The organism is Dyadobacter sp. (genome assembly GCF_051859145.1).
In the GTDB taxonomy this organism is placed as follows: domain Bacteria; phylum Bacteroidota; class Bacteroidia; order Cytophagales; family Spirosomataceae; genus Dyadobacter.
The window spans coordinates 1-2,687 of the sequence record NZ_JBHYGF010000478.1 but is presented as its reverse complement, the minus strand read 5'-3'; the positions used below and the strand labels follow the sequence as shown (position 1 = coordinate 2,687).

The window sequence follows — 2,687 nt, the reverse complement described above, 5'->3', positions numbered from 1 at the left end:
AAGTATCAATAGCTAGGATAAGCATAAACGATAAGCCCGTCGGTGCGACGGGCTGAAAGTGACTATTTCTTTTTTAGAATTTCGTTGTAGCGGGCAGGCTCCTTGAAGAGCGCCAATGCGGCTTTTACCTCAGTATCATTATTGAAAGAAGCCTCCCGCGTTCCTTTTTCAAAGTAATAATGCTTTATAATCTCTTCTTCCAATATTCTCTTGATTTCCGGCTTGAATATCTGCAGATCGTTGTCTTTGCTGTGTCCAAGCTTCGACTTCAATGCTTTTAACTGATCCTCGATTACTTCAAGCGATTTTTCCTTTTTAGCAGAAGCTTCCAGTTCACTTAGCTCGCGTTCCACTTGTGTGGTATAATCATATTCCTTGTCTCCCAACCATTTCACAAAAGCCGCATAATCTGCGTCGGAAAGCTGAAATTCTTTGGCTGGCTTAATAGTTGGGTGCTCGAAATGGTATTTTACCGCATAATCAAAGAACAACCGGTTGCGTCCCAGAGAAGTTGCGAGAGGAGAGTAGGTTTCCTTCTCTGTCAGTATATCAGGCAAAATACCGCCACCATCAAAAACAGCCCTGCCGTTTTTGGTTTTAAACTCTGTCATCAATGAATCGGGGATCTTGCCTACGCTGCCATCGTCATTCCGATGGCTGTAATCAATAGCCTGAATGCACCTGCCGCTCGGAATGTAATATTTGGCAGTTGTGATCTTCATTTTGGTATTAAAGGATAGATCGCGCGTGGTTTGTACCAGCCCTTTTCCGTAAGTTCTTTGTCCGATTAAGACACCTCTGTCGTAATCCTGAATTACTCCCGAAACGATTTCAGCAGCGGAAGCACTTCGGTTGTTTGTTAAAACGACAACCGGAATATCTGTGTCAAGCGCGGGATTGTATGCGGTGTAAGTTTTATTCCAATCGTTCACCTTCCCTTTTGTCGAAACGATTTCTTCACCTTTGGCAATGAAGATATTGGAGATCTCAATCGCCATATTCAGTAAACCACCCGGATTGTCGCGCAAATCAAGCACGACATACTTCATACCTTTTCCTTTGAGCTCCTGAAATGCATTGCGCACTTCGCGGGAAGCAGACGCTGTAAAATCTTTCAGGTCAATGTAGCCCACATTCTCATTCAGCATTCCGTAATAAGGTACATTAGTAACCTTTACAATATCACGGTTTAGGCTGATTTCGAGCGGCTTGGGGATACCATACCTTTTTACAGTCAGCGTTACATTGGTTTGCGACTGTCCTTTCAGCAACTTCCCGGTATCGAAATCCTCTCTTGTAGACAGATCAATGCCATTGATTTTCGTGATTTCGTCGCCCAGTTGCAACCCGGCTTTTTGGGCTGGTGTATCTTCATATACCATCATCACGGTGTGCTTTCCATCCGCCGAATTCACGATTGCACCGATACCATTGTATTTGCCGGTGGTCATCGTCATATAATCCTCGATATCATCTTCCGCATAATACACGGTGTAAGGATCCAGCGAGCGGAGCATATTGTCTATACTGGTCTTGATCAACTGATTAGGATTGATTTCATCCACATAGTACGCATTCAGTTCCTTGAAAAGCGTAGCATAAATATCAAGGTTACGCGCTATTTCGAACAGGCGGTCGTCTTGCCGGAAAGACACAAATGCCAGACCGCCAACTACGGGCAAAGCCAGCAACATGGAGCGGAAATACTTTTTCATCTATGTTCAGGAATTAGGATGGACTTTTGGGTGAGGCCGGCAACTTTTCCAGTTTGGTGAGCGATTGCTTCATAGCCGATTCAATAACGTCGTAGGACACTATTTCTTTTGCAAGATATAAAAAAGCGATGTAGGAAGGTCTTGATTCAGTGGTTAATGTAACCAGTGAATGCTTGTTAAGCCGGTAAGCTTCGCGGCAGCGGCGACGAATGAGATTTCTGTCGACAGCTTTTTTGAAATTCCGCTTGGAGACTGAAAATAAGACTTGCGGAAGTGGAGAAATGGGGCTCTGATCATACATATAAAGCACCCTAAAAGGAAAAAGGTAGAACGTGTGGACCTCCGAACTACCCTTCTTGAAAAGCCTGCCGATTATACGGGGGCTGCATAAACGCTCATTTTTGCCAAATGTTTGTTTCAAGTCTTCTATTAAAAAAAATGTCTGATAAACTTGATGATGGTCAAATTTATCAGACTATGAAAGACTTTGCGTCCCGGACCTTACATCCCGGACTGCCGCCCTAAACTCAAACCATCAAACCCTGATTATTGCTTGTGGCGCTTTTCGTCAGAAACAGTTAGTTTCCAACGGCCTTTTTTACGACGGCCAGCAATTACTTTACGCCCGTTTGCCGTGGACATTCTTTCACGGAATCCGTGCTTATTTCTCCTCTTGCGATTCGATGGTTGAAAGGTACGTTTCATCTCAGTATCAAATTATTGCGATATAAATCTCTGACTATCCCTAATTTTGGCTTGCAAAGGTAGAAAAAAAATTATCTATAGAAAAACTTTTTCTTAAAATACCATTCTGCACAGCCATTATTAACTTCTACTGATGCCCAGGCCGGATCCCAATCTGGCGTTACATTGAGGATGGTGTAGGGCATATTCTTCAATTTTGGGATGATTACCTGCTGTTCTTTTGTGCTGAGCACCAACTCGGTACGGGCAATCATTTCTTTGTTGTAC

General features: G+C 43.4%; 3 protein-coding genes and 1 pseudogene. All 4 read right to left on the bottom strand.

From position 1 onward, the window contains the following. Positions 1-62: 62 nt before the first annotated feature. Positions 63-1,715: a S41 family peptidase gene (locus ACTIE6_RS22315; RefSeq protein ID WP_439558732.1), complete on the bottom strand. Its 1,653-nt coding sequence runs from the start codon at positions 1,713-1,715 to the stop codon at positions 63-65. A 13-nt stretch (positions 1,716-1,728) separates the two neighbouring features. Continuing rightward, the gene (locus ACTIE6_RS22310) at positions 1,729-2,136 is read right to left on the bottom strand and encodes a ribonuclease P protein component (protein ID WP_439558731.1); all 408 of its coding nucleotides are present in this window, start codon (positions 2,134-2,136) and stop codon (positions 1,729-1,731) included. A 125-nt stretch (positions 2,137-2,261) separates the two neighbouring features. Next, positions 2,262-2,420, bottom strand: coding sequence for a 50S ribosomal protein L34 (gene rpmH / locus ACTIE6_RS22305; RefSeq protein WP_035333740.1), 159 nt, complete (start codon positions 2,418-2,420; stop codon positions 2,262-2,264). 71 nt (positions 2,421-2,491) lie between these two features. Then, positions 2,492-2,687: pseudogene (locus ACTIE6_RS22300) on the bottom strand (hypothetical protein); the annotation flags it as partial.